Below are 25,355 nucleotides of genomic sequence, written 5' to 3' on the forward strand. Positions count from 1 at the left end.
TATTGCGGTCCGGAGAAATGGCATTTAACTAACTCGAATAATGCACGTCATTCACTCGTGCTAGGACTCCAGAAAATCTGACTCACGCAGTCCAGAGGCGATAGCTCGTCAACAATCTGATCCATAACACTCCCATCCACGGACGTGGCTGTTAGCACCGCTTCTATTTCTATAGCGTCGTCGCCGAATGCATGAATAACCAGATCGTTGACAGGGAGCGCTGCGGTGGCTAACGCTTCTTCGAGTCGATGCAGCGCGTCTTTTTGACGCTCCTTCGGAGCAATGACATAAACGGTGTGAGTTACTTCCACGTCTTTTGTGTCTAGCGGCTGCCTATTGATGCGATTTACAATTGGGCGTAACAAGGTATTTGCAGCGAGAACGAAAACCGTGGCCAATCCAGCCTCGCATATCAAATCAGCGCCGGCACATGCACCTACAGCCGCGGAACACCATAGTGTAGCTGCGGTATTTAATCCGCGTACATTGCCTTCTTCCCGCATTATCACTCCTGCACCGAGAAAGCCAATGCCGGATACTACGTAGGCGAGCACGTGTGTCGCTCCTTCGTGACCGTGTAAGCGATTGGCTACATCGACAAATATGGCTGCGCCAATTGCGACCAAGACGTTGGTGCGCAAGCCTGCTGTTCTTTGTCGATACTGCCGTTCCAAGCCAATCAAACTACCAAGAGCAAAAGCGGTAACCAGGCTGATGCTCGTGTCGGCGAGTGAAGAGAGATTTATGTTGTTTAGTACTTCCATCGTTACATCACAGTCGAAGCGACATAGTAACTGCACCTAATCCGCGGAACGCAAATAGATCATGAACAAGTATTAATGATTACGTCTTTTGTGCAATATTATGAATATACAAATATGAATCGGTTAACCATGGGTTTTGTCAATTTAGGTATTGTCATAATTGCGCGGCTATAACGACTCAACTCCAGTCTTGAGGAAGTTATTCGAGTTAATTATTGTGGGACCAGATGCAAAATTTTTTTGAACATTTAAGACAATAGGCTGTGTACCCATTTTCAAATGGGTCTTTCATCGTGGTCAGCTTGCTGCCACAATTGGGGCATATAAGATGATAAAGTCGATGTATGATGTTAACGCACGATAAGGAAATTATCAGCCAAAAGGCTAAGATAAGTACCCAGCCAAGTACCAACAGGTCGTAACTGTAGCTAGCGAAAATAATGCCTATTATTGCCGCGCATATGATTGATAGGGAGATTATGAATTTTCTAAGCCAAATCTTGAATCCGATGTGTGGCTGAATAGGGTTCTGTGTCATCCACTTCTTTCGACAATATGGCGGCAGCTAATTCAGGAGATATAATTAGGAGAGATGGCAATCTGAGGAGGGTGTTGCGCGGTTAGCGAACATAACAAATATTTAAAAATCGCGGCAGTAGGATATTCGTTTTTCTGAGAGGTTGATTGCTGGTCAATAAAGGCGGCTGCATTCAAGTCAAATCATTAAATCGATATCCTATGCCACGAATCGTTTCAATTCTCGAGTGATTGCTCGAGGGTTCTAGCGCTTCTCGTAGGCGTTTCACGTGTACGTCGATCGTGCGTTCCTCTATGAAAGAGCTATTCCCCCAAATGTGCTCCTGTATTTGATGGCGGGTATATACCTGCTCTGGGTGCGTCATGAAAAAAGAGAGTAAGCGGAATTCAATCGGGCTAAGCCGCAAAGGCTTTTCTTGAGCGGATATTTGATTCGTCGATAAGTCCAAAGTCAATGTACCGCGTATGACTTGGCCTTTTGCGAGGTGCGGCAACCGATCGGTGAGCACAGAGCGAATGCGAGCAATGAGTTCCTTCGGGGAAAAAGGTTTTGTAACGTAATCATCGACTCCTGCTCCAAAGCACAGGGTTTTGTCTTCCTCTAGCGCCCTGGCGGATAGCATAATGATCGGGAGGTTGCGTGTCTTATTGTCATTGCGCAATTTCTTGGCAAAGTCGAGTCCCGACTGACCGGGCAGCATCCAATCCAATAAGATCAAATCAGGCAATTCATACTCTAGTACGACTTGGGCATCTTCCGCGCTGGGGGCTCCAAACGACAAATATCCAGTGTGCCTGAGAGTCACCGACAGCAATTCTTGAATTGCCGGATCATCCTCAACGATCAAGATTGTTGTGGACATTGCAAGCTTAGTCGATTTGATATGCGTTATGACGCACGTCCCGCCCATCGACAATGAAAATGACATGTTCTGCGACGTTCTTGGCGTGGTCACCGATGCGCTCGACGGCGCGAGCGATCCAGATAATGTCCATTGCCAGGCCGATGGTCGTATTGTCATCTATCATGTCCGTGACCAATCGGTGAAGGATTTCTTTGTATTCCGCATCAACGCCGTCGTCATCGACGATGACTTTCTGCGCAAGCGCGGAATCAAGACGGGCGAAGGCGTCGAGCGACTCTCGTGTCATGATCATGACGGCCTTTGCAAGCTGTCGGATACTAGGCGCGAACTGCGTCGGGTTGCTGCCGGCGTCGCAAATCCGGCGCACGCCCTTGGCGATTTTCTTCGCCTCGTCGCCGATGCGTTCGAGATCGGTGACGATCTTGATGATGCCAAAGACGAGGCGCAGATCGACCGCCGTCGGCTGGCGCCGTGCGATCAACTGGGCGCTCTCGTCGTCGATCTGCTTTTCCAGCGCATTGATATCCTGGTCGCGCGCAATCGTCTCTTCGATGGCGCGCGGATCGCAGGCGCCATAAGCCTCGATCGCCGTCGCCACCTGGTTTTCGACGAGCCCGCCCATACGCAGCACGTCGCTGCGCAGACGTCCAAGTTCCTCGTCGAACTGGCTCGATTGATGATGCAGAATGTCTTCCATCGCGGTGTTCTCCTCAGCCCATCCGGCCGGTAATGTAGTCTTCGGTGCGCCGGTCCTTAGGCTTGATGAATATCTCGTCGGTCTTGCCGAACTCGATCATCTCGCCGAGGAACATGTAGGCGGTGTAGTCCGAGACGCGGGCCGCCTGCTGCATGTTGTGGGTCACGATCAGAATGGTGACACGCTTTTTCAGCTCGTGCACCAGTTCCTCGATCGCGCCGGTGGCGATCGGATCGAGCGCCGAGGTCGGCTCGTCGAAGAGCAGCAATTCCGGATCGGTCGCCAGCGCGCGGGCGATGCACAGGCGCTGCTGCTGTCCGCCGGAGAGGTTCGACGCGAGGTCCTGCAGGCGGTCCTTGACCTCATCCCACAGGGCCGCGCCGCGCAGTGCATGTTCGACCTTGTCGTCGAGCATGCGGCGATTGCGCTCGCCGCGCACGCGCAGGCCGTAGGCGACGTTTTCGTAGATCGACTTCGGAAACGGATTCGGCTTCTGGAAGACCATGCCGACGCGCATGCGCACCTCGATCGGATCGACCTCCGGCGCCAGCAGGTTGGTGTCGTCCGGATAGAAACGGATCTCACCCTCGTAGCGGTTGCCCGGATAGAGGTCGTGCATGCGGTTGAAGCTGCGCAGATACGTGGACTTGCCGCAGCCCGACGGGCCGATAAGCGCAGTCACGCGATTGTCATAGATCGGCATGTTGATGTTCTTGAGCGCCTGAATTCCGCCGTTGTAGAAGAAATTCAGGCCGCGGGCTTCCGCCTTGAGGCGTTCTTGCGTCGTGTTCGGCACAAAGGGCTCCAATGAGTTGATTACCACTTGATGTTCTTGCGCATCCGGTAGCGCAGCCAGATCGCCAGCGCGTTCATCGCCAGCACCATCGCCATCAGCACGAAGCCGGCGGCGGCGGCATTGATCTCGAAGGCCGGATCGGGGCGCGAGGTCCAGTTGAAGATCTGGATCGGCATCACCGTAAAGGGCGCCATGACCCAGTCGAACAGTCCCGCCGTCCCGCCGTCCGGCAAGGCCGTCAGCGGCGCCGGCGGCAGGAAGGCGATGAAGGTCAGCGCACCGATCGTGATGATCGGCGCGGTTTCGCCGATGGCGCGCGCCAGGCCGATGATGACGCCGGTCAGGATGCCGGGCATCGCATAGGGGATGATGTGATAGCGGCAGGTCTGCCAGCGCGTCGCGCCGACCGCCATCGAGCCTTCGCGGATCATCGCCGGAATCGCCCGGATCGCCTCGCGCGTCGCGACGATGATGATCGGCAGGATCAGCAGTGCCAGCGTCAGGCCGGCCGACAGAATACTCTGGCCGAAACCGAACTGATAAACGAAGATGCCGAGCGCCAGCAGGCCATAGACGATCGACGGCACGGCGGCGAGGTTGGCGATGTTGATCTCGATCACCTGCGTCATCCAGTTGCGCGGCGCGTACTCTTCAAGATAGACACCGGCCGCGACGCCCAGCGGCACGGCGGCCAGCGCGGTGACGAACATGACGAGCAGCGAGCCGACCCAGGCCGAGAGGATGCCGGCCTGCGTCGCCCGGCGCGAGGCGAAGTTGAGGAAAAAGTCGAGCGTGAAGCGGTCCGCTCCCTTGATCGCCATGTCGAGGATCAGCGCGACGATGACGAGCAGCCCAAAGGCGAGGCACAGGATGCCAAGCGCCTTGAAGAGCGTGTCCTTGAGTTTTCCGCGCGCGATGACGGCACGGATTTCTTCGGTCGTCAGCGGTTTCATCAGTAGTTTTCCTTGTATTTGGCCCGCAACCACTGGCCGACGATGTTGAACATCAAGGTGATCAGCAGCAGCGTGAGGCCGGCGGCGAAGATCGTCTGGTAACCGATCGATCCGTGCGGCAGATCGCCGAGTGCGACCTGGACGATGTATGACGTGATCGTTGCCGCCGGTTCCATCGGGTTCCAGGTCAGGTTCGGCTGCATGCCGGCGGCGACGGCGAGAATCATCGTCTCGCCGACGGCGCGCGACACCGCCAGCACATACGACGCGGCCAGCCCGGACAATGCCGCGGGTATAACCACGTGGATCGCCGTGTAAAGCCGCGACGAACCCATCGCATAGGCGCCTTCGCGCAGGCTCATCGGCACGGCGCGCATGGCGTCCTCGGAGAGCGAGGCGATGTAGGGCACGATCATGATGCCCATGACAAAACCCGCCGAAAGCAGCGAGAAGCCGGGCAGGTTGGGCAGCGCCCATTGCAGGATTGGCGTGACGACGAGCAGGGCGAAATAGCCATACACGATCGTCGGGATGCCGCCGAGCAGTTCGAGGATCGGCTTGGCGATTTCGCGCACGCGGCTGCCGGCGAATTCGGAGAGATAGATGGCGATCGTCGTGCCAACCGGAATCGCCACGAGCAGCGCTACCAACGATGACACCAGCGTACCGGACACCAGCACCATAATGCCGAAGTGGGCGTCGTCGAAGAGCGGCGTCCATTGCGTATCGGTCAGGAAATCGACGATCGAAATGCGCGCGAAGAAATGAATCGATTCTGAAACGAGGATATAGACGATGCCGAGCGTCGTCAGCACCGAGAGCGCTGCAGCGAGGAACAGGACTGTTTCGATCAGGCGCTCGTTCCAGTGGCGCATCGCGTTGTGCGACAGGCGCGCACTGATGTATCCGGAACCAGTGTTGGAAATTTGGACACCGGTGGTCGAGGAGACTGTTTGCATGCGTCGGACCTTGTCAAGGGATAGCGCAAATGAAAAATAGGCCTCAATTACCGTTCCCGGTAACTGAGGCCTTATAAAACGCTATTACAGCGAACCCTCGCGCTTCTGCAAGGCTTCGATCGTCACGCCGACTTCGGCGTTGCCACCGAACACCGTGCCGAGTTTTTTCTTAGCGATGTGTTCAAGATTGACCGTGTAGGCCTTGGCAGGCAGCGGCACGTACTTGACTTCCTTCGACAGCTTGGCGCCTTCCTTCATGTAGTACTCGACGAATTCCTTCACTTCCGGCTTCTCGTACGACTTGGCATTGACATAGATGAAGATCGGCCGCGACAGCGGCTGGTAGGAACCGTCCAGCACCGTTTTTTCCGACGGGGCGACACCGGCCTTGCCGGCCTTCTCGATCACCGGCAGCGCCTTCAGCTTGCCGGTATTCTCGGCGTAGTAGGCGTAGCCGAAATAGCCGATCGCATTGACGTCGCGCGAGATGCCCTGGACCAGAACATTGTCATCTTCGGACGCGGTGTAGTCGCCGCGCGAGGACTTGGCCTTGCCGACGACGGCCTCGGTGAAGTAATCGAAGGTACCCGAATCGGCGCCCGGCCCGAAGAGTTTGATCGGCGCATCCGGCCAGGCCGGGTTGATCTGGTTCCACTTGCTGACCTTGCCCTGCGCCACCGGCTCCCACATCGCCTTCAACTGCTCGACGCTGATGTCCTTGAGGAAGCTCTTCGGATTGACGACGACGGTGATCGCATCGAAGGCCACCGGCAGTTCGTAGTACTGGATGCCAGCCTGCTTGCAGGCTTCCATCTCGGCCTTGAGGATCGGACGCGAGGCGTCGGACACGTCGATTTCGCCGCGGCAGAACTTCTTGAAGCCGCCGCCCGTGCCCGAAATACCGACGGTCACCTTGACCGCGTTCTTCTTGGCTTTCTGGAAGTCCTCGGCGACCGCCTCGGTGATCGGATAGACCGTCGACGAACCATCGACCTTGACGACCTGGGCCAGCACCGGTTGCGCGCCGACCATTGCAAACCCGGCCAGGGCCAGGGCGGAAAGAATTCTGTGTTTCATCATTGCTGCGCTCCTTTTGAACGATTGTCAGTGAATTCAGAGCGCACCTTACGCGGTGATTGTGACAGTTAAGTGACGATATTCGTGGTACCAAAGGCGAGTAAGGAATCAAGCATTGCCATTTCTCGTCCTCTTTGAGATAGCGTATGCCCTCTTGAATAGGTTAATGTCATTAAATTGCGGTAGTATCCGTGCTTGATCACTAGCCTGTTATGGTTCTTTTGTTCCGGCGTCCTTGTCTATTTAGTACCTAATTTTGTGATGAACACTCAAAAAATCGCTCAGTCTGTCAGCAAAAAGCAGCATAAAAGTGATGACAAAGGAGGCAAAGCCACGGCCATATATTCGGATTCTGCTTTCCCTGCAAAACGACGCCGGTTGGCGCGCGCATTTTCTTATCCCTTGGATGATGTAATCCGGAGAACGAATGATCCCGTTCGGGAGCGGTTTTTGTTGCTAAAAAGTGAGCTTGACTCGCTTATCGCCCGGAAAAAACAGCTTGTTAGTCAAGGGGTAGAGGTCAAGAAGAGTGATCTTGTTAGATTAGGATTGCAGTTACTAAAGGGTAAAACAGACGGAGAGATTCTCATTTTGTTGAGCAAACTCACCAAGATGCCGGATTGCGAGAAGAAATAGAACTCTGTTTGAATGCCCTGTGTCATTGCCGCCTTTCCGCGTGTTCTTTATGCTGAGAGTCCCTGTGCAATTGATCGGCGAAACGCCAACCAAGCCGGCAAAACTGCGATCAGCGCTCCCGCAAGCAACAGACCTCCCACGAGCAGGGCTTCTGGCGCCCCCAAGCTGACCGGCATCACGAATCCTGTTTGCGCTTGCAGACAGGCTGCAAGCAATGTCGAAACACCGTAACCCATAGCCATGCCAACCAGGGCACCGCAGCCGATCAACATAACGACTTCCCCCCATACCACATAAAACACGTACAAGCGACTTGCGCCAATGGCGCGCAATATGGCGAATTGGCGGCTACGTGCTAGAAACCCGACGAGCAATGCGGTGAGCACTGCCGCGACCACCAATATCTGCGTCGCTAGCGCGAGAAAAGCCATCAGGTCGCGCACATTGCCAAGGGTTAGGTAGAGGTCATTCAATACTTCTGCCGGAAATAGGGAAATGCTTCGTGGTGTGCGAAATTTGGCTCGAAGCGAATACGCGGCGCTGACTGAATCTGGCTTCACCGCAATTGCCGGAACACCTGGCAGACGCTCCGGTGTCCAAGGCGGTCCCAGGCGTGTGGAGAGACCCGAAACGGTCTCCGCATGGCCCGTTGGCAAGCCATGGGCGGCCCAGACATCTTCGACCGGTATCAGGATGGCCGTATCCCAAATGTTACCGCGCGGCGGCAGGCGGCCAATAACATGGTAGCTCACACCGGAATGTTCGTGCGCTGCGTGCTCAGTTTCGCCGTCATCGTCTGGCTTACGGCGTTGGCCGTGCTGCGGACTAATCCGTGCACCGAGTGCCAATTTTACGGAGGCGCCGATGACGGCCTCTCCCCGTGCGGAAAAAAGCCGCCCTTCTGCGGGTGCCAATGTGCCACCACGACTCACAAATTCTGAGATAGTCCCGATGATCGGATAACCTTGCCAGTTATCGCCGAAAGCGATTGGCGCTGCATAACGCACACCCGGTGCTGTCGCCGCGTCCTGAAGGACGTCGCCATCGAGCAGCGGAATCGCTTGGGGACGCAGATAGATGGAGGTCAATAGCAATTGTGTCGGACTGCCATGAGCGCCAAGCAACAAGTCAAAATCGTCGGCGGCTCGCGCGCTGCCTTGCCGCAAGGCGCGTTCCTGCGAGGTGACAGCAACGCCCGTTGCCACCGACACGGCGACGAGCAACACTGTTACTCCTGCTAACAACCGGTTACGGCGGAGATCGGCGCTTATAACGGGCCACGGATTAAATTGAATGCTCACAAAGCACGCTCCAATACTGCGGAAGCCATATTGGCGGATTGCAACAGAACGCCGTCACGCAGCGTCAGGCAACGATCCATGCGCACCAACAATTCCTGTTCGTGAGAGATGACCAACACTGTCGTGCCATGCGAACGAGCAAGATCGAGCAGCAAATCGCCAACCTGTCCACGATGATCGGGGTCCAGGCTGGCGGTCGGTTCATCCGCCATGATGATCTTGGGTTGGCACAGCAAAGCACGCGCAAAAGCTACTCGTTGTCGTTCGCCACGCGAGAGCAGCGAAACATCCCGGTCAGTGACCGACGAGTCGAGTCCAGCAGCTTCGAGCAAAGCGTGGGCACGTCGTCTGAGGTCGGTTGCCGGTCGCCAGGAAGCGAAGTACGCCGGTAGCAAAACATTGTTGAGTGCGGATAGCCCATCAATCAGATGGAAATCCTGAAAAATCAGCCCAAGGTTCTGGCGACGCCACCGATCACGCATGTCGCCCGGCAACCGGCTGATGTCCACGCCATCCCAGGATACCGTTCCTTGATTGGCCAGGGTGATGCCGGCCAAGCAATGGAACAGCGTTGTTTTCCCAGCCCCGGATGGGCCGCTGATACCGACGCTGCTGCCAGGTGGAATGTCGAGTTCTTCAATGTGGAATAACGGGGTTGTTTGTCCGGCAAAAAGCATCGATAAGTCGCGCAATTGCAGGTAGGCTCCTTGGACTTCCAAACGCATTAGCCCCGGACCTCGGCGTCGACGATACGGACCTGACTGACAAAACCTGTGGATGGATCAACCCATGAGCCAATTTCCAATCGTCCTTCGACTTCGATGCGATGTGAAAAATTGACAGGTGCCAGTGTCCCGTTGAGATAGATAACAATAATGTCGGCAGGCCACTCGGCATCCGACGCACAAAACGGACACACCGACACAGGTTCCCGTGTGAGTACAAAGAACTTACTCTCCGGCTTCAAGGGCGGCGCCATGTAACCTCGCATGCGCACCGCTTTCCCCCTAAGCGCGAGTGCCTTGTCAGAATATTGAATACCAAGCACGCCGATCGATTTGTACAGCACATCGAAGCTTAGTACTTCAGTGGCGCGCGCAAGTAGTGGCCAGAATGTTCCGAATGTCAGCAAGGGGAGCATCAGGAAGCGCCGCCGTGAGAACGTCGGCCTTTCGCGCTCGGAGATGGAACAAGATTCCAACATCACTGCCGACTGCGCTTGACCATTTTGCTGCGCGTAATATTGGATTCAGGGCGGTCCGGGTTCCCTAGCGACAACGCCTCGGCGATGATACGGAAAAGATCCGTGTTTTCCATCTGCCCATGCACTTTCTCGGCGCCCGGACCCATTGCGGTCAAGATTACGTCGTCGCCAGAATGTACGCCTTGATTGGCAGCGCGCGCGCCCTTATTCGGCAGATTGCCTTCACGTAGTACGGCACCGGCTAGGTCTTTGTATTTGTCGTTGGCGACCATGACACCGCTGGCGTTCTTTATCGCCGGAACGAACTCGCCGTCCATGAATGGCTGGAATGTATCGTAGTAATCGGGGGTTGCGCCAAACACGAGGCGGATGCGGCGTGATACATCGACTTTGGATGGATATCCGTCAGTGTCCGGGCGTGGGTAATTCGGATATCCGGCATCCTCGTAAATACTAACTTTGTTGCGCATCTCGTTGCCCGCTAACTCATCGTTGACCGTGCCGATCACGCTTACCGGGTGAGAATGGTCTGCCGTAACCAGAATCAGCGTGTTGCTGCCGTTCTCTTTGGCCCATTCTTTGGCACGGGCGACAGCATTGTCGAGCATGATGGTGTCGTATATCGCGCGCTCGGGGTCCATCGAATGAGAGTATTTGTCAATACGTGCCGATTCGACCAGCAACACAAATCCTTCTTTGTTGCGTGACAGCACCTTCAGTGCGGCCTGCATTTCTTCTACGATATCCGGTTGATCGGGGAATTTGGCGACTGAGCCTTTCTTTAGGAATTTCAGATCCAGCGCGCCGTCAACGTTGCCAGTGTTGTACAGGCCGAGCAATTTGGTTGTGCTGGCATCATTTGCTGCTGCCTGCATTTCGGTCTTTGAGGTCGCCAGGCTGTAATTGGCCAGTTTGAAAAGTTCAATGAAATCGACATCGTCACTTCGTTTCGATCCTGGCGTAGATTTTGGTAGGAAATTCGGAGATCCGCCCCCCATCATCACGTCAATTTTGCTGTCGTAGAACATTTTGACGATATCGTTATAGTCGGATCGACGACGCGTGTGCGCCACCATTGCCGCGGGTGTTGCATCTTCGATTTCGGAATTGGTGACGGCTCCTACAGCCATGCCCTTGCGTTTTGCGAGGGCGGTCAAGGTATCGACCTTGGGATGTTCCAATGTGTTTGCAGCGCGTGAACAATAGACGCCGAGTGCATTAACACAGGACTTGTGACCGGTAGTGTAGGCGTGTGCTGCGTTCGCTGAATCGGTAATGATTGAATCGGTACCTTCGGTTGTCAGAAGCGCCATATACGGCATGTCGTCCATGGCAAGTTTTCCTTTGTACTTGCCATCCTCGATCCCTTTGGAAAGAATGCGCGCCGCGGTGCGATGACCAATTGAAAAACCGTCTCCAATGAACAGAATTACGTTTTTTGCAATCCGTTTTTTTGGAGTGGCATAAACGTTCCATGTTGCTGATCGGGTATGTGTCCCATCCGTCGCTGTTATCGTGTATTGCCCTGGCCTACCGATGGAAACATTGCGTAGCAGCAAGCTGGAGACGTCCTTTCCGTCTTCACGAGAAATCAACTCGGCCGCTTTACCGAGCGTTTTGACATAGTCCTCGCCGTTGATTTCCACTGATACCAGTTTCGGATCAACGACACCAGCGAATTCGACCTTGAAGTCGAAGTGTGCTCCAGCGACAATGTCAGCCCGGTTTATAGGAAAAATGGTCTGTGCATGCACAGGCAGGGTCACTGCCGCAAAAAAAGCCAAGGCAGGGAAAATGAGGTGCGGGCGCATGCTATTCATCCGTCGTAATGGAAACGACACAGAGGATAGAGGGCGTAGATTAAAGAAATGTGACGGCGCCAAAAATTGCAAAATGTCAGAAGAGTGTCGAAGATTTGACGGATGGCGACAGGCTACGAGAGCAAAACGAGTAAATGTCCTCGGCGGACGAGTCTTCTGTTTCCGCCAACAAACTAAGGTGGTAGGCCACGGCGCTCCGAGCCATCACGGCGACCTCGCGGCGTGTGAGAGTGCCAGCGACGATCGGTGGGGTAGGTCTAAGGCGCACGTACAATGACCGGCTGGCGATAATTTCCGCCATGCATTCAGCCATTGTCGTTTCGCCTGCATAGGCTGGAGCAATGCTGCGTCGCCCTGAGCGGTCGAAATAGGCGAGCGCGAGCGGTTGCACCGGGCGTTTGCTGTCGATGGCCGGTTGCAGCAATGCGCCGTGGAAGGGCTGTAGGTGTGAACCGTCGGTCGTCGTACCTTCTGGGAATACAGCAACGTCCTTGCCGGCGGCGAGCAAGGTTTCGATCCGGGCATTGATATCGATGGCATCGGCCCGACACCCGCGGCGCAGGAACAAAGTGTCGGTATTTGCTGCGAGCCATCCGGCCAGTGGCCAATCACGCACCTCCGATTTTGAGACGAAAGCCATTGGCCGAATCGCATTGAGAACGAAGATGTCGAGCCAGGAGATGTGGTTAGCGACGATCAGGCTGCCGTGCGGCACACCGTGCAGATTTGCATCGAGGTGGATCGCCAGGATGTCGAGCAGTTGCTGCGACCAGCGCTGCTTCAGCCAGAGTCGAGCGTCGTCGTTGAGAAATCTATAGACGGCCGCGACGGTCAGTGCGCCCCAAAGAAGGTGAAGACCAAGGCGCGCGTAGCGCACCCATTGCAGCAGGCGCGGGGTGCGGTTTGCTTTTGCGCGCTTCAGTCCGGGCTCCCCATGAAGTGCTTGGCATAACGCTGGTCGATCCGTGAGAGAGGCATCAGGATGGGCAGGTCGGCTGTGTTGAAATCCGGGTCCCATGCCGGTTCGCCGCAGATGTAGGCGCCGGCGCGCAGATAGCCCTTGATCAATGGCGGCAGTTCGGCGTCGAGGTCGTTTCGTAGTGCTTCCAGCGGCAAGGGGCAGCGCGGAAAAACACGGTACTCGAGCGGGCTCATGTATTCGCCAAGACGGCTGAACATGCTGGCCGCGGCGTGACCGCCGTCGGCCATGCTGATGCTTGCGCAACCGATGAGGTATTCGTAACGATTTTCGAGCATGTACTTCGCTAATCCTCCCCAGAGTAGCGCAATGGTTGCCCCGGTGCGATAGTCTGGATGCACGCAGCAACGGCCGATTTCGACAAGACGCGGGCGCAGCAATCGCAAACGAGTCAGGTCAAATTCGTTTTCGGAATAGTAGTTGCCAACCCGGCGAATGTTTTCCGGCGACAGGATGCGATAGGTGCCAACGACAATGCCTTCGTTGTCATCGCGCACGATCAGGTGTTCGCAAAAGGGATCGTAAATGTCCCGATCGACACCTGGCGTGCGGGTCGGCAGGTTGGCGCCAAGTTCTCCAGCGAAGACGTTGTAACGCAGTCGCTGGGCCTCGAGAATGTCCCACTCGCTGTGGGCCAGTGTGACGGAAAGCTTGCTCCTGGAGGGCTTTGCTTTCAGGCTGGTTTGGATGTTCGTTTCCACTGTCTGTCGCTCCTTGCTATGGCATCGGAGCGACAGTAACGATGTCGTGTTACCTGCGTATTGCGCGAAAATGACGGTTCAGTTGATGACGGTTCTCCGGAATAATGGAGTCGTAGAGGACGGCATTGGCGATGCATACCACATCATTCTTTTAGGCCATCCTCAACCGCCCAAAGGCTCCTCAGCCCGAAGAAGCCAAGCAGGACACCCGAAAGCCCCCCCGGGGAAACAACTTCTGAATCTGCCTTTTTTAGGCAAATGGGGAATTTTCGAGTGCGGTGAATCGCGGGGTCACCATGCCTCAATGGAGACTTTTTCTGTCGCTTAGTTTCGGTCGTTTTACGTGCCTAAATGGGCGCCATGGCCTTCTTCGCCGCGGCTTTTACTGCTGCTTTTTTGGCGGCATATCCTCCTTGTTTCGCATAAGCAGACTTGCAGGTGCGGCGAATAGAGTGTCTAATCACCGCATGAAAGGCGGAGAAAAACTTTATATCTGGCAAGCCTGCGACTGGCCCGATTGGCGCTACGATCTATCGGTACTCGCGGGGCCTTTGGCTAAGGTCAGCCACGCCCAAGGCGTCCTACAGGGAAGGTTGGCTGATGCCGGCCTGGCTTTGCGTGATCAAGCGAGTCTCGAGGTGCTCACCGAAGACGTGATGAAAACCAGCGAGATCGAAGGCGAAATGTTAGACCTTGAATCGGTGCGGTCATCCATTGCGCGACGTCTCGGCGTTGATATCGGCGCAGCCGCTCCGGTGGATCGGCACGTTGATGGCATCGTCGAAATGGTACTCGATGCCACCTCTCATAGCCGAGAACCACTAACCGCTGAACGCCTGTTTGGCTGGCATGCCGCTTTGTTTCCCTCCGGATATTCCGGCATGAGCAAGATCGCTGTCGGTCAGTGGCGAGACGATACTGACGGGCCCATGCAGGTCATTTCCGGGCCAATGGGGCGGCGCAAGGTACATTTTCAGGCACCGCCAGCTAAGGTACTCAATAGGGAAATAGCTCGTTTTCTGACATGGGCAAATGGGACTACCGGTGAGCCTATGCTTATCAAGGCGGGGCTGGCACATCTGTGGCTTGTGACATTACACCCGTTCGACGATGGTAACGGTCGCATCGCCCGGGCCGTTGGTGATCTCTTCTTGGCTCGTGCCGATGGCTGCGGCCAGCGTTTCTTCAGCCTTTCCGCGCAGATTCAGCGCGAACGCCGTGACTATTATGATGTGCTCGAACACACCCAAAAAGGTACGCTCGATGTCACCGAATGGCTGACATGGTTCCTCGATACCCTCGGCCGTGCCATTGAAAGCGCCCAGGCTACCTTGGATGCAGTCCTGGTCAAAGCACATTTCTGGCAACGCTTGGCTGCTACGCCGATCAATGAGCGACAGATCAAATTACTCAACCGCCTTTTGGATGGCTTCGAAGGCAAGCTCACAACCAGCAAGTGGGCGGCCATCGCCAAGTGTTCCCCCGATACCGCGTTGCGAGATATTACGCATCTATTGGAACTCGGAATACTACGAAAATCATCTGGTGGTGGGCGCAGCACAGGATATGAGTTGGCCGCCTGATGAAGAGGCCCACGCCTGGGAAATACTTGCTCGCTATTTGGCGCAATCTTAGAGAAGAGCCAAAAGGACCACATGAACGAAAACACCTGCGCCACAGTGGCCACTCAGACGCCAGCGAGACGTTCGGTTTGGGGGGCGGAAACCCCCGGGGTGACTGATCCCGGCGAGACCACTTTTGAACCTGCCTATTTTTTAGGCATTTGGAGTTTTTCAGGGGCGAGGGTAGATTGAATACCCGTATGCCATAGAGTATTGCTATGCGATTTTCCGTTTTTAGGGGGTGTAACGCGGGGAGGGGTGTGCCACAAAAGGGAATTTTTTCACTACCATTTTTTCCGTAAGCCGGGGACCCTTGTGCCACAAAAGGAAAAAGGGGACGCGCCCCTTCTCGTTTTTCAGTGCTTACGGCCTTCTATTGCGACGACATCGCCTTCTTGGCCGCGGCTTTTTTGGCGAAAATTCGGTCCTTGTGCTGGGCCTGGACAACCTCCCATTTTCGCTCCGAAGTGGCCTTTTTCATCCGCCCCAACAGCAAAGCCAAGTCCGTAAGCTGATCCTGCTACCCTTAAACAGTTCCGCCAACGCTGGTGTTGTTTTTTCGCTACTTAGTCGTATACGTCATCAGGGACTGGCTGCGTGATTAACGCTGCACGTCTGTGGTTGCAGCGGGATCAACAGCTGAACGCATTGTTGCTTGAGAAATGCCGAAATCGAAGGCGGGGGCTCGTGGTCGGAAACGACCGCTGAAAGCCGATCCCAGCCGCACAAGAAGACCGGTGCGGTGACGTCGAATTTGCGATGGTCGATGACCAGCACCACGCGGTCGGCAATTTCCATCAGCGTCTGCTTGACGAGTCGCTCGACGTCGACCGAGGTGTAGATTCCGCGGTCATCGACCGCCGCGGCGCCCATGTAAAAGGTGCGTACGCGAAGCCGCTTGGCATTGTCGACGGTCACCGAGCCGACGAAGGCACGGCTTGGCCGGTACAGGTCGCCGCCGAGAACGATGGTCTTGGCTAGCGGCAGTTCGAAGAGGTGATTGATTACCGGAATCGAGTGCGTCACCACGGAACCACTGAAATCTTCGGGAAGCGCCTTGGCGACTTGCATCGCCGTTGTTCCGGCATCGATCGCGATTACATCGTTGGGCTGAATGTCTTTCGCGGCGAGCTGTCCGACGACCGTCTTCGCCGATCTTGCCGCTGCCGCACGTCGCTGGTACTCCGATACCGTGGGGTCCGTACTCGTCTCGGGCATCGGCAGGCGCAAGGCGCCGCGCAGAGCGATCGCCTGTCCCTTTTCGTGCAGGCGTTGCGCGTCGCGGCGAATCGTCATTTCGGAAACGCCGAGCAGCGCGGCGAGTTCCCCGATCGTGACAAACCCGGTCGCCCGCAGCTGGTCGATGATGGCTGCTCGCCGCGCATGCGCGTCGCGATAGCGAAGCGTTTCTGGGCTCAAGTTCACATTCATTGTGGGATTTCCGTCGAGTTCTCAATTTGTGTAACAAAAATCACAAACCGCCTGATACCGGGTTCGGCAGGCGCCGCTGGCGGCGAATCTCCGCTCGACTAAGCGCATTGCCAAGCAATTCAGCTGTTTAACACTTTAGCAAGATTTGCCCGTGTCGGCTATGGTTGGTGATTAATTGTTATATTTATAACATTTTATTGTTTGTTTAAATAACAATTGTTGACAGATTTGTGACATTGTGTGTAATCTTAGCAACAAATTACTTGTGCGGATTCAGGAGTCGCGATGTCCAGTTCTTTCAGGGTTGTCTGTGTCGGAGTGGTTACCGTCGATGCGCTCGCGCTCGTCGAGCGCTACCCGGCGGCCGACGAGCGGGTCGTTGGTGAGGAAGTGATTGTTTCCGGCGGGGGGCCGGCGGCCAATGCGGCGGTCGTGCTGGCCCGCCAAGGCGTGCCGGTGTCGTTCATCGGCCGGGTTGGCGCCGATGCGACCGGCGAGCAGGCAATCCGCCTGCTTGAAAACGAAGGCGTCGATGTCTCCGGCGTGCTTCGCGACAAGGATGTTCCGACCCAGGCGTCCTGCGTCGTCGTCTCCAAGACCACGCAAGCGCGGGCGATTTCCACCCTGGCCGTGCCGCCGCTGCCGGCGTTCGAAGCGTTCGGTTCGCGGGCGATGGAATTGGTCCGGAATGCAGAATGGGTCCATACCGATCACTTGGGTTTTTCGCCGGTCGCCGCCTTCCTGAAGCGCTCGGAACGGCCGGCGCGTCCGCGCCTCGCCGTCGATGCCGGCAATCCGGTGCCCGGCCTCGACTTGTCGTTGCTCGATCTCTACGTGCCGACTACCGAATCTATGGTGCGCGAATTCGGACTCGAGCATACGCTGGCCGGCATCGCCGCCGCCGCCGACAAGGCGCTGGCGGCCGGTGCATCGGCGGTGGTCGCGACCAACGGGCGGCACGGTTCGACCGCCTGGTGGAGCGACCGGTTTGCGCTGGGGCAGGCGCCGGGGCGGGTCGATGTGCCGGCGATGGACGGTGTGACGATTCGCTCGACACTTGGCGCCGGTGATGTCTTCCACGGTGCGCTCATCTCCGCGCTTTGCCGCGGGTGCGACTGGGCGGCGGCGCTGGCGCAGGCCAATGCAACCGCCGCGTTGTCGTGCCGGGGGCTCGATGGCCGCAGCGCCGTGCCGACGCTGGACGAATTGCGCCGCTACCTCTGATTGGCGGCGCCTTCATTTGATGACCGATTTATCACAGGAGTAACCATGACTACCTCTTCAAAACCTAGCGTCGCATCCGTTCTGGCTCGTCCGTCCGGCGGCTTCGCCATGCTGGCTGTCGATCAGCGCGAGGCGATGCGCCTGATGTTTGCCGCCGCCGGCGCCAAGCCGCCGGTCGAGGATCGCGTGCTGACCGATTTCAAGGTGACGGCGGCGGAAATCCTCTCGCCCTATGCCTCGGCGATTCTCGCCGACAAGCAGTTCTGCTTCGACCAGATCGTGGCCGCCAAGGTGTTGGCGCCGCAGTGCGCGCTGATCGCGGCGGCCGACGAGTTCCTGCCCGGCAACGGCATTCCGGTCGACGATGTGTGCATCGACGAGGCCGTCAGCCCGGCCGAAGTGCGCAACGCCGGTGCCAAGGCCATGAAGCTGCTGGTGTTGTGGCGTCCGGACGAGCCCGCCGAAAAGCGGCTGGCGATGGTCGAGGACTTTGTGGCGCGCTGCCGTTCGGCCGGCCTCGTCAGCATCATCGAGCCGGTCGTTCGCCCGCCGCGGCGCGGCTGGGCCTTCGACCGTGAAGCGGCGATCATCGCCGCCGCCAAGGAATTGGGGGGCACCGGCGCCGACCTGTACAAGGCGGAAATGCCGTTCGGCGGCAAAGGCGCCGAGCGGGATCTGCTTAACGCCGCGAAGCAGCTCAACGACCAGATCCGCATGCCGTGGGTCATCCTGTCTTCGGGCGTGCCGGCCGACATTTTCGGGCGTTCCGTGCGCATCGCCATGGCTGCCGGCGCATCCGGCTTCCTCGCTGGCCGTGCCGTCTGGGCTTCGGTGATCGGCGCCGACGACGTGCGCACTATGCTCCACGACGTTTCGGTGCCGCGCCTCAAGCGTCTCGGCGAGATCGTCGACGAGGGCATGGCCCGTCGCTGAAGGTTCTTTCTTTCCAGCATCACTTGCTTTGAGTCAGCTTTAGAGGGAGGGTTGTCGTGTCAGCAATCACCAAAGTGGTATTCACGGAAATCGGCCAAGTCGCCACGGAGAAAGTCGACGAGCCGTTACCCGCGTTGAAAGCGAACGAAGTCCGCATCGCGCCGGCGTATCTCGGCGTCTGCGGTTCCGATCTGCACGTGTTGGGCGGCGGCCATCCGTTCGCCAAGCCGCCGATCGTCACCGGGCATGAAATCTCGGCGGTGGTCACCGAAGTCGGCGCCGAGGTCACGAATACGGCAGTCGGCGATCACGTCGTCGTCGATCCGATCATGGCCTGCATGAATTGCCGCGCCTGCCGCAACAAACGCTACAACCTGTGCGAACCGCCGCAGGTCGCCGGTTTCCGGGCGCCGGGGTTCGGCCGCTCGTCGCACGTCGTTCCGGCGCGCAATATCCACGTCGCGCCGAAGTCGCTGCCGCTCGAAGTGCTGGCGTTCGCCGAGCCGGCGGCCTGCGCACATCATTGCGTCAATCGCCTGCCGGTCGATGCGCGGGAGATCGTCCTGGTCATCGGCGCCGGAACGATCGGCCTGTCGGTGGTGCAGGCGTTGCGCATCATGGGCGCCGGCCATATCACGGTCATCGAGCCGGATGCACGCAAGCGCCAGCTCGCGCTCAAGCTTGGCGCGCACCGCGCCATGGCGCCCGGCGAACTTGCGGCCGACGAGCGCTTTACCGGGGTCATCGACATCGTCGCCGCGCAGGCGACGATCACCGAAGCCTGCACCAAGGTCGTGGCGGGCGGCACGGTAATCTGCATGGGCGTGCCGAACGGGCCGCGTGAAATTCCGCTGCCGAGCATGCAGCGTTTCGAGCGCGATCTGTTGAGCACCGGCATGTACGTGCCCGACGACTTCGATGCCGTGATCGGCTGGCTCGCCGATGGCCGTTTCGATACCTCGGACCTGATCACCGACGTGGTCTCCGTCGAGGAAGCGCCGGTCGCCTACGCCAAGGCCAAGGAGCCGACCTCGATCAAGGTTCTCATCAAGTTCCCTTCCTGATTTATCCGTGACGCAAAGGACATCGAAATGAATACTTCCACGTATCGTATCCGCCGTCCGCAGGATGTCGTTGATCTCGTCAACGAGCACCCGGCGCTCAACACTTCGATCGGCATCGTGCTGATCGCGCTCGGCGGCATCCTGATCGACGCTTATCAGGCCGCGATGATCGGCTTCGGCAACAAGTACATCGCCGCGCAGTTCGGCATCTCGCAGGGGCTGGCGGCGACCATCAACGCCTCGGTGCTGGTTGCGGCGCTGATCGGCGGCCTGCTGGCCAACCGGATCATCAATTCGGTCGGCCAGAAACGCGCCTTCCTGATCGGCATGGGAATGTGCACCGTCGGCGCCGCCGCCGTCGCGGTGACGCCGGACATCTGGTGGCTGTTGGCCTGCCGCGTCATCATGGGGATCGGCCTCGGCATTGACTTCCCCTTGGCGACGAGCGCCGTCGCGGAACTGCGCGGCAGCACCTCGAAAAAGTCGGGCACCTCGGTCAACCTGTGGCAGATGGGCTGGTACCTGTCGACGACGGTGGTCTTCGCCGTCCTGCTGACGCTCAATTCCGTCGCGATCCCCGAAGCGGCGCTCTGGCGCTATGGCATCGGCATTGGCGGCGCGTTCGCCGTCCTCATCATGATCCTGCGCTACGTCTTCATCGGCGAGTCGGCGATGTGGGCGGCGCGGGCGAACCGCTTCGACGAGGCCTGCAAGATTCTCAAAAAGCGCCATGGCGTCGACGCCGTCGTTGCCGAAAACATTACGTCGGAGGCGGAATCCTCGGTCAAGATGCACGGTGCCTACGGCGTGTTGTTCAACAAAAAATACCGCCAGCGCACCATCCTCGGCTGTGTCGTGGCGACGATGCAGGCTTGGCAATACAACGCGGTCGGCGTCTATCTGCCGCTGACGCTGGCCGGCATCCTGGCCGGCGGGCTGACCAGCGCATTGTCAGGGTCGGCTGCGGTCAACGCGTTGTGCGGCGTCACGGGCGGGGCGATCGGCTCGGTGATCGTGCGCCGCTTCGGTTCCCGCCGCCAGTCGATGGTCGGTTTCGGGCTGGTGTTCCTCGCACTGCTGATCCTGGGTTCATTCGGGAAAGAAAACCCAATGCTGGCGCTGGCGCTGCTCGGGTCGATCATCTTCTTCCATTCCGCGGGGCCGGGCGGCCTCGGCATGACGATCGCCACGCTTTCCTATCCGCCGAGCATCCGGCCGGCCGGTGTCGGCTTCGCCCGCGCCATCATGCGGACCGGCGCGATCGCGGGCCTCATCCTGTGGCCCATCGTCTGGCAGACCTACAAGACCGACGCCTTCTACCTGCTCTCGGCGGTGCCGCTCATCGGCTTCCTGACCTGTGCCTTGATCCACTGGGAACCGATCGGTGCCAACGTCGATGCGGAAGACGCCGAAGTGCTTTCCGAAGTGACGGCGGAGGAGAAGTAAGATGACGACAACTACGTGGCCGGGATCGATCGGCTTCATCGGGCTGGGCGCCATGGGCGGCGCCGTCGCGCAGCGGCTGTCGAGCGCCTGGAAGCTCAAGGTCTTTGATCTTTCACCCGCGGCCGTCGAAGCCATCGGCAAGTTCGGCGCGGTCGCTTGCGCCAGCCCAGCGGAGGCCATGGCCGGGGCTGCGGTGGTGTTCTCCTGCCTGCCAACGCCGGAACTCGTCGAAGCGTTCTGGACTGAGAACGGCAAGCATCTTGGCGATGGCGCGATCGCCGTCGATCTCTCGACGATCGACCCGGCGACCTCGCGACGCGTGGCGACGCTGATCGAGCGGCAAGCCGGCGCCAAATTCGTCGCCTGCACGATGGGCAAGACGCCGGCGATGGCCCGCGAGGGGAAAATTCCGGTGTTTGTCGGCGGCGACGCCGCTGCCGTCGAGAAGCTGCGCCCGGTCCTGGCCGTGATGGCTAACGCCGTGTTCGACATGGGATCGGTCGAGGGCGCGACGATGTTCAAGCTGATCTCCAATCTGATCGGCATGACCAACCTGGCCGTCCTCGCCGAAGGCCACCTGCTCGCGCAGGCAGCCGGGATCGATCCCGCGACCTACATGGAGGCGTTGCGCACGACGGGCGGTTGGTCGGTCCAGGCCGACATCCGCCTCAAGTGGATGATGGAGCGCGACTTCGCGCCGCGCTTCGCGGTCGACCTCGCGGCCAAGGACCTGCGCCTGTCGGTCAATGCGGCGGCGCAGTGGGGTATTCCGACGCCGGTCGCGGCGGCCGGCCTGTCGGTGTTCTCGCTGGCGCATGCCGCCGGACTCGGGGCGAAGGACGCGGCGGCGATCGTCGAGCCGCTCACGCCGAAGGTCAAGGTGTAACCTCTCACCGGGCAAACGCAGGCGCCGGTCTCTCGTGCGCTCGCCCGGCGGGGTTGCAATGAACGATTTGCCAAGGGAGGTTTGTCGTGACTGACCATCGCAATTCTGTACCAACTGATGGCTTGAGCGGGGCCGCCATGCGCAAGGTCGTCGCTGCAAGCTTTGCCGGCGCGATGCTCGAATGGTACGACTTCTTCGTATTCGGCACGGCGTCCGGTCTGGTCTTCGGGCGCCTGTTCTTTGCCCAGTCCGATCCGATGATGGGCATCATCGCAGCGTTTGCAACCTTCGGCGTCGGCTTCTTTGCCCGTCCGATCGGTGGCATCGTCTTCGGCCATTTCGGCGACCGGGTCGGCAGGAAAGTGACACTGATCTGGACGCTGCTGATCGTCGGGCTATCGACGTTTCTCATCGGGTTGCTGCCGACCTATGACGAAGTCGGCGTGCTGGCGCCGATCCTGCTGGTTCTCCTGCGTATCGTCCAGGGCTTCGGCCTCGGTGGCGAGTACGGCGGCGCCGCGCTGATGACCATCGAGTCGTCGCCGCAGTCGCGGCGCGGCTTCATGGGCTCCTTGCCGCAAGCCGCGGCATCGGCGGGAATCATGCTGGCGACCGGCGTCTTCTCGCTGTGCAACTGGCTGCTCAGCGAGAGCCAGTTCATGCTTTGGGGCTGGCGGATTCCGTTCCTGCTGTCGATCGTGATGCTGATCGTCGGCATGTATATCCGGGTGCATGTCGAGGAAACCGGCGACTTCCAGCGGGCGCACCGTGCGCTGGCACGTTCCGCCGACGCCGAGGGCGAGCGGCCGAAGGAATCGCTGCCGATCGTCGAATTGTTCCGCCGCCATCCGAAGAACATTCTTCTGGCGCTCGGTGCGCGCTTGGCCGAGACCGTGTCGTCGAACGCGATCAACGCCTTCGGTATTGCCTACATCTCGAGCCAACTCGGCATGGGGCGCCAAGTGCCCTTGACCGGGATGCTGATCGCCTCGGCGGTCGGCATCGTCCTGTGCCCGGTGATCGGTCGCCTCTCCGACCGCTGGGGCCAGAAACCGATCTATCTGGCGGGTGCGGCGTTCTGCGCCGTGTTCATCTTCCCGTTCTTCAACCTGCTGGCGACGAAGGACATCCATGTCATCTGGGCGGCGCTGATCGTCGCCTACCTCATGGGGCCGACGTCGATGTTCGCCGTCCAGCCGACGATGTTCTCGCGCATGTTCGGGACGCGGGTCCGCTACACCGGCCTGTCTTTCGCCTACCAGTTCTCGGCCATTCTCGGCGGCTTGACGCCGCTGATCGCCTCATCGCTGCTGGCGATGAACGGCGGCCGGCCGTGGTTCGTCGCCGGATATCTCGCGGCAATCTCCACGATTTCCTTCGTCTGCGTCTGCCTGATCAAGCCGCATCAGGAGATCGATGGGCATGCCGTGCCGAGCGTCGTCGGCGCAACATCTACCGGGAAATAGTATGGCAATTGTGTTCGATCCGAATCCTTATCTGGCGGTCCGTCAGGCCTTCGACGCGCCTTGGCCGGGACGAAGGGGGCCGAGAATCGACTTGCGCTGCGGTGAACTCGCCGCGACGATCTATCCCGAAGACGGCTGCCGCATCACTTCCCTGACAGCCTACGGGTTCGAGCTGTTGCGCCAGTGGAATCCGAACCGGCGCGCCTTCCAGTACGGCTGCTTCCCGATTGTTCCATGGGTCGGCCGGATGCGTGCCGGGATGCTTCGTTTTGCGGGCAAGGACTATTAATTGCCGGTCAACAAACCGCCGCACGCGCTGCACGGCACGGCGTGTTTCGGGGCGTGGCGGACGATTGCCGCGAACGGGACGATGGCCGAATTCGAGTTCGCCTTGGGTGATCCCTGGCCATGGGCGGGGCGTGTGACGCAACGGATCGAACTGGTGGACGACTCGCTCAACCTGACGCTCACCATTGAAACGGAAGGGGAACCCTTTCCGGCGGCGGCCGGCTGGCATCCGTGGTTCGCCAAATGGATCGGCGACGCCGCGTATGTGGCGACGGCGCCGGTCGGCAATGCTGGGGAGCGGTTGCAGGTTGCCTTCTCTGCGGATTGGCAAGAAGAGCCGCGCCCCGACGACCTACCGACCGGGCAGCGGATCGCGGTTTGCGAAGGGCCGTGGGATGACTGCTTCGGTTTCGACGACGGCCTCCAAGCCTCGCTCTCCTGGCCGGGAAAGATTCGGCTCGGCATGACTTCGCCGGCTTCACGGCTCGTGGTGTTCGACAAGCAGCCCGATGCGACCTGCGTCAATCCGATGTCCGGGCCGCCGGATGGCGTGAATACCTGCCCACGACTCGTAACCATCCGTGATCCGCTAGTGGTGTCATCGGCGTTGAAATTTGTCCCGGAATATTCCAGGTAGAGAAATGGCCCTAGGTGGGCTAGGACTTGGTTAGTCCGTGCCTTGCCCTGTAGTTCGATATGGGACGGTTGAGGATGCAATAACACATTCGTCATTGCGGTGAAGTTCGGTGCAGTGTTGAATCTGGATTGGGCGCCTTCTCGCCGTATACCCCTCATTTTTACTGTTTCGCTGTAAGCCTTGCTCCATGCAGCTTCCCGAGAGACGTATTACTTGGCGGTGTCGAAGTCGAGTCAAAGTCAATCCTCAACTTTTGAAAAGGTGAGGGGTCTTGCGATAGTTGCGCATAGTCATTGGTATTTTCCAATACCCCTCGCACGGTATGTACGAGAACGTGCAGCCTACAAGGTGGGCTACGATAGCCCATCGCAATTTAGCAGTGAGTACAGCCGTCTATTTGGCGCGCCACCCAAGCGTGATATCAAGAGCCTTCGTAGCCAAGCGTTGCCTTTCGTCGCGTCGGCCTAAGCCAGAATTCAGAGCAAAGGCCGACAAGGAGGAAAGCCGCTATTTGCTTTCAGGCCATCAGCGTTACAGCCCCCCCAGTTGTTGATCTGGAGGTCTAATTCTCACGTTCACAGGTTCAACTAGCTGACCTTTGCAAGGCTCTATTGTTGAAGGTCAGCTCTTAAGCAGCAGAAAGAGCGGAGTTCAGGACACTGTGGGCAGGCGCCTGGGCGATGTTCGGTGCTTCGTTCAGGCTGGATAAGTAGACGTTCAAGAACGGCCAACCGTAGGCGACGACACCACTAAGAATCAGCAGTGGAACGGAAACAGCGAAAACGCCTGTCAGCAGCAGAGCCAGAGAAACGAGAGAAGCGGCCGTACGGCTTTCGGTCAGACGCTCCAACGACTTGATCAGGGGACTAGGGCTCATGGTAAATCCTTTCGTAGACATTTAGGCTTTGTCGCATAGTGAAATACTTCACCATCTGACGGAAGCCATGTTATCGAGGATCCATCGAGGCGTCTGTTTTGATTCTGCGCGCCTTTTGTAGCCGCATGTAACATATGTCTTTTTACAAGTACAAATGTTAATTTTGTGCTTAGAGCACTTGTTGCCGATTC

The 25,355-nt window shown here is 58.3% G+C and carries 25 protein-coding genes; 10 read left to right on the forward strand and 15 right to left on the reverse strand.

Annotated elements, in window-relative coordinates:
• Window positions 1-47: 47 nt before the first annotated feature.
• The 7 genes from BLR25_RS10885 to BLR25_RS10915 all read right to left on the reverse strand — a co-directional run bounded on the left by BLR25_RS10885 (window position 48) and on the right by BLR25_RS10915 (window position 6,652).
• Window positions 48-764 (reverse strand): MgtC/SapB family protein, encoded by a 717-nt coding sequence (locus BLR25_RS10885; protein ID WP_091937490.1) that lies wholly within the window; start codon window positions 762-764, stop codon window positions 48-50.
• A 710-nt stretch (window positions 765-1,474) separates the two neighbouring features.
• Window positions 1,475-2,164, reverse strand: a complete 690-nt coding sequence (locus BLR25_RS10890) for a winged helix-turn-helix domain-containing protein (protein ID WP_091937492.1) — start codon at window positions 2,162-2,164, stop codon at window positions 1,475-1,477.
• A gap of 7 nt (window positions 2,165-2,171) precedes the next feature.
• The gene (gene phoU / locus BLR25_RS10895) at window positions 2,172-2,864 is read right to left on the reverse strand and encodes a phosphate signaling complex protein PhoU (protein ID WP_091937493.1); all 693 of its coding nucleotides are present in this window, start codon (window positions 2,862-2,864) and stop codon (window positions 2,172-2,174) included.
• Between the two features lie 13 nt (window positions 2,865-2,877).
• Entirely contained in the window at window positions 2,878-3,660 is a 783-nt protein-coding gene (gene pstB, locus BLR25_RS10900) for a phosphate ABC transporter ATP-binding protein PstB (RefSeq protein ID WP_091937495.1), read from the reverse strand.
• Window positions 3,661-3,680: 20 nt separating this feature from the next.
• On the reverse strand, window positions 3,681-4,613 hold the full coding sequence (gene pstA, locus BLR25_RS10905) for a phosphate ABC transporter permease PstA (RefSeq protein ID WP_091937497.1): 933 nt from the start codon (window positions 4,611-4,613) through the stop codon (window positions 3,681-3,683).
• On the reverse strand, window positions 4,613-5,572 hold the full coding sequence (gene pstC / locus BLR25_RS10910; RefSeq protein ID WP_091937499.1) for a phosphate ABC transporter permease subunit PstC: 960 nt from the start codon (window positions 5,570-5,572) through the stop codon (window positions 4,613-4,615). The genes pstA and pstC overlap by 1 nt, the downstream gene beginning before the upstream one ends.
• Window positions 5,573-5,656: 84 nt before the next feature.
• The gene (locus BLR25_RS10915) at window positions 5,657-6,652 is read right to left on the reverse strand and encodes a PstS family phosphate ABC transporter substrate-binding protein (RefSeq protein WP_091937501.1); all 996 of its coding nucleotides are present in this window, start codon (window positions 6,650-6,652) and stop codon (window positions 5,657-5,659) included.
• 258 nt (window positions 6,653-6,910) lie between these two features.
• Here BLR25_RS10915 and BLR25_RS10920 point away from each other — a divergent pair, with 258 nt between their 5' ends.
• Window positions 6,911-7,285 (forward strand): hypothetical protein, encoded by a 375-nt coding sequence (locus BLR25_RS10920; RefSeq protein WP_091937502.1) that lies wholly within the window; start codon window positions 6,911-6,913, stop codon window positions 7,283-7,285.
• A 47-nt stretch (window positions 7,286-7,332) separates the two neighbouring features.
• Here BLR25_RS10920 and BLR25_RS10925 read toward each other — a convergent pair whose 3' ends face one another.
• From BLR25_RS10925 to BLR25_RS10950, 6 genes are all read right to left on the reverse strand, one after another.
• Entirely contained in the window at window positions 7,333-8,511 is a 1,179-nt protein-coding gene (locus tag BLR25_RS10925) for an FtsX-like permease family protein (protein WP_245715530.1), read from the reverse strand.
• 71 nt (window positions 8,512-8,582) lie between these two features.
• Window positions 8,583-9,311 (reverse strand): ABC transporter ATP-binding protein, encoded by a 729-nt coding sequence (locus BLR25_RS10930; RefSeq protein ID WP_091937504.1) that lies wholly within the window; start codon window positions 9,309-9,311, stop codon window positions 8,583-8,585.
• The gene (locus BLR25_RS10935; protein WP_218122706.1) at window positions 9,311-9,727 is read right to left on the reverse strand and encodes a hypothetical protein; all 417 of its coding nucleotides are present in this window, start codon (window positions 9,725-9,727) and stop codon (window positions 9,311-9,313) included. The genes BLR25_RS10930 and BLR25_RS10935 overlap by 1 nt, the downstream gene beginning before the upstream one ends.
• Before the next feature lie 62 nt (window positions 9,728-9,789).
• On the reverse strand, window positions 9,790-11,601 hold the full coding sequence (locus BLR25_RS10940; protein WP_091937703.1) for an alkaline phosphatase: 1,812 nt from the start codon (window positions 11,599-11,601) through the stop codon (window positions 9,790-9,792).
• Window positions 11,602-11,686: 85 nt separating this feature from the next.
• Entirely contained in the window at window positions 11,687-12,487 is an 801-nt protein-coding gene (locus tag BLR25_RS10945) for a lysophospholipid acyltransferase family protein (RefSeq protein WP_245715531.1), read from the reverse strand.
• A 41-nt stretch (window positions 12,488-12,528) separates the two neighbouring features.
• Entirely contained in the window at window positions 12,529-13,290 is a 762-nt protein-coding gene (locus tag BLR25_RS10950) for a GNAT family N-acetyltransferase (protein WP_091937506.1), read from the reverse strand.
• A gap of 467 nt (window positions 13,291-13,757) precedes the next feature.
• Between BLR25_RS10950 and BLR25_RS10955 the strand changes: the two genes are divergently transcribed.
• Window positions 13,758-14,873 carry a Fic family protein gene (locus tag BLR25_RS10955; protein ID WP_091937508.1) on the forward strand — a complete coding sequence of 372 codons (1,116 nt, stop codon included), beginning with the start codon at window positions 13,758-13,760 and terminating at the stop codon, window positions 14,871-14,873.
• 621 nt (window positions 14,874-15,494) lie between these two features.
• On the opposite strand, the gene BLR25_RS10960 is transcribed toward BLR25_RS10955, so the two are convergent.
• Entirely contained in the window at window positions 15,495-16,343 is an 849-nt protein-coding gene (locus BLR25_RS10960; protein ID WP_091937510.1) for a DeoR/GlpR family DNA-binding transcription regulator, read from the reverse strand.
• A gap of 285 nt (window positions 16,344-16,628) precedes the next feature.
• Here BLR25_RS10960 and BLR25_RS10965 point away from each other — a divergent pair, with 285 nt between their 5' ends.
• The 8 genes from BLR25_RS10965 (at window position 16,629) to BLR25_RS10995 (ending at window position 24,287) form a co-directional block, all read left to right on the forward strand.
• The gene (locus BLR25_RS10965) at window positions 16,629-17,567 is read left to right on the forward strand and encodes a carbohydrate kinase family protein (protein WP_091937512.1); all 939 of its coding nucleotides are present in this window, start codon (window positions 16,629-16,631) and stop codon (window positions 17,565-17,567) included.
• 45 nt (window positions 17,568-17,612) lie between these two features.
• Window positions 17,613-18,500 (forward strand): aldolase, encoded by an 888-nt coding sequence (locus tag BLR25_RS10970; RefSeq protein ID WP_176785844.1) that lies wholly within the window; start codon window positions 17,613-17,615, stop codon window positions 18,498-18,500.
• A 56-nt stretch (window positions 18,501-18,556) separates the two neighbouring features.
• Entirely contained in the window at window positions 18,557-19,564 is a 1,008-nt protein-coding gene (locus BLR25_RS10975; RefSeq protein ID WP_091937516.1) for a zinc-dependent alcohol dehydrogenase, read from the forward strand.
• A gap of 27 nt (window positions 19,565-19,591) precedes the next feature.
• Window positions 19,592-21,010 (forward strand): MFS transporter, encoded by a 1,419-nt coding sequence (locus BLR25_RS10980; protein WP_091937518.1) that lies wholly within the window; start codon window positions 19,592-19,594, stop codon window positions 21,008-21,010.
• Between the two features lies 1 nt (window position 21,011).
• On the forward strand, window positions 21,012-21,896 hold the full coding sequence (locus BLR25_RS10985; protein ID WP_091937520.1) for an NAD(P)-dependent oxidoreductase: 885 nt from the start codon (window positions 21,012-21,014) through the stop codon (window positions 21,894-21,896).
• Window positions 21,897-21,982: 86 nt separating this feature from the next.
• Window positions 21,983-23,362 (forward strand): MFS transporter, encoded by a 1,380-nt coding sequence (locus tag BLR25_RS10990; protein ID WP_218122707.1) that lies wholly within the window; start codon window positions 21,983-21,985, stop codon window positions 23,360-23,362.
• Window position 23,363: 1 nt separating this feature from the next.
• The gene (locus BLR25_RS21540; RefSeq protein ID WP_218122708.1) at window positions 23,364-23,651 is read left to right on the forward strand and encodes an aldose epimerase family protein; all 288 of its coding nucleotides are present in this window, start codon (window positions 23,364-23,366) and stop codon (window positions 23,649-23,651) included.
• Window positions 23,652-24,287 (forward strand): aldose epimerase family protein, encoded by a 636-nt coding sequence (locus BLR25_RS10995; protein ID WP_218122709.1) that lies wholly within the window; start codon window positions 23,652-23,654, stop codon window positions 24,285-24,287. It begins immediately after the preceding gene.
• 628 nt (window positions 24,288-24,915) lie between these two features.
• Here BLR25_RS10995 and BLR25_RS11005 read toward each other — a convergent pair.
• Window positions 24,916-25,164, reverse strand: coding sequence for a hypothetical protein (locus tag BLR25_RS11005; RefSeq protein WP_143009834.1), 249 nt, complete (start codon window positions 25,162-25,164; stop codon window positions 24,916-24,918).
• Between the last annotated feature and the right edge of the window lie 191 nt (window positions 25,165-25,355).

The sequence above is a fragment of the Propionivibrio dicarboxylicus genome, assembly GCF_900099695.1.
GTDB lineage: Bacteria > Pseudomonadota > Gammaproteobacteria > Burkholderiales > Rhodocyclaceae > Propionivibrio > Propionivibrio dicarboxylicus.

What these genes read in the sequence shown, in the direction of transcription:
- BLR25_RS10885 (WP_091937490.1), bottom strand. Translation starts at nt 764, where the DNA reads ATGGAAGTACTAAACAACATAAATCTCTCTTCACTCGCCGACACGAGC.
- BLR25_RS10890 (WP_091937492.1), bottom strand. Translation starts at nt 2,164, where the DNA reads ATGTCCACAACAATCTTGATCGTTGAGGATGATCCGGCAATTCAAGAA.
- phoU (WP_091937493.1), bottom strand. Translation starts at nt 2,864, where the DNA reads ATGGAAGACATTCTGCATCATCAATCGAGCCAGTTCGACGAGGAACTT.
- pstA (WP_091937497.1), bottom strand. Translation starts at nt 4,613, where the DNA reads ATGAAACCGCTGACGACCGAAGAAATCCGTGCCGTCATCGCGCGCGGA.
- pstC (WP_091937499.1), bottom strand. Translation starts at nt 5,572, where the DNA reads ATGCAAACAGTCTCCTCGACCACCGGTGTCCAAATTTCCAACACTGGT.
- BLR25_RS10915 (WP_091937501.1), bottom strand. Translation starts at nt 6,652, where the DNA reads ATGATGAAACACAGAATTCTTTCCGCCCTGGCCCTGGCCGGGTTTGCA.
- BLR25_RS10920 (WP_091937502.1), top strand. Translation starts at nt 6,911, where the DNA reads ATGAACACTCAAAAAATCGCTCAGTCTGTCAGCAAAAAGCAGCATAAA.
- BLR25_RS10930 (WP_091937504.1), bottom strand. Translation starts at nt 9,311, where the DNA reads ATGCGTTTGGAAGTCCAAGGAGCCTACCTGCAATTGCGCGACTTATCG.
- BLR25_RS10935 (WP_218122706.1), bottom strand. Translation starts at nt 9,727, where the DNA reads ATGCTCCCCTTGCTGACATTCGGAACATTCTGGCCACTACTTGCGCGC.
- BLR25_RS10940 (WP_091937703.1), bottom strand. Translation starts at nt 11,601, where the DNA reads ATGCGCCCGCACCTCATTTTCCCTGCCTTGGCTTTTTTTGCGGCAGTG.
- BLR25_RS10955 (WP_091937508.1), top strand. Translation starts at nt 13,758, where the DNA reads ATGAAAGGCGGAGAAAAACTTTATATCTGGCAAGCCTGCGACTGGCCC.
- BLR25_RS10960 (WP_091937510.1), bottom strand. Translation starts at nt 16,343, where the DNA reads ATGAATGTGAACTTGAGCCCAGAAACGCTTCGCTATCGCGACGCGCAT.
- BLR25_RS10965 (WP_091937512.1), top strand. Translation starts at nt 16,629, where the DNA reads ATGTCCAGTTCTTTCAGGGTTGTCTGTGTCGGAGTGGTTACCGTCGAT.
- BLR25_RS10970 (WP_176785844.1), top strand. Translation starts at nt 17,613, where the DNA reads ATGACTACCTCTTCAAAACCTAGCGTCGCATCCGTTCTGGCTCGTCCG.
- BLR25_RS10980 (WP_091937518.1), top strand. Translation starts at nt 19,592, where the DNA reads ATGAATACTTCCACGTATCGTATCCGCCGTCCGCAGGATGTCGTTGAT.
- BLR25_RS10985 (WP_091937520.1), top strand. Translation starts at nt 21,012, where the DNA reads ATGACGACAACTACGTGGCCGGGATCGATCGGCTTCATCGGGCTGGGC.
- BLR25_RS21540 (WP_218122708.1), top strand. Translation starts at nt 23,364, where the DNA reads ATGGCAATTGTGTTCGATCCGAATCCTTATCTGGCGGTCCGTCAGGCC.
- BLR25_RS11005 (WP_143009834.1), bottom strand. Translation starts at nt 25,164, where the DNA reads ATGAGCCCTAGTCCCCTGATCAAGTCGTTGGAGCGTCTGACCGAAAGC.